This window comes from Bacteroides sp. MSK.20.12 (genome assembly GCF_019052435.1).
GTDB lineage: Bacteria > Bacteroidota > Bacteroidia > Bacteroidales > Bacteroidaceae > Bacteroides > Bacteroides xylanisolvens.
Map to the genome: position 1 here is coordinate 1 of NZ_JAHQVH010000113.1, position 429 is coordinate 429.

Below are 429 nucleotides of genomic sequence, written 5' to 3' on the forward strand. Positions count from 1 at the left end.
AATCATTGGACGCACATTGCAACACAGAATTCAATTTCTTCTGCGATGTCTACGCGCAATATCTTCCCGAAGGGATAAAGGAAGAAATGAATAAGAAAAAGGGAGCCGTAGAGCAACTGGATTATCTATATAAAGAATGTGTCAAGACCAATCAACAGATTTATCTGTTCATTGATGAATACGACCACTTTACAAATAAAATCTTATCAGAGCCTGCCTGTCTGGAAGATTACAAGAGCGAGACACACGGAACCGGTTATCTGCGCAGCTTCTTCGATACGGTGAAAGCAGGCACGGACTCCACTATCAAACGTTGCTTCGTGACTGGTGTCAGCCCCGTCACGATGGACGATCTCACCAGCGGATTCAATATCGGCACCAATTATTCGCTCTCTCCGGAATTTAATGAAATGACCGGATTCAACGAAG

General features: G+C 43.8%; 1 protein-coding gene. It reads left to right on the forward strand.

Going from position 1 to position 429, the window contains the following annotated elements; genetic code table 11:
• On the forward strand, positions 1 to 429 hold a 429-nt coding region (locus tag KTR06_RS24850), incomplete at both ends, for an AAA family ATPase (RefSeq protein ID WP_217290901.1).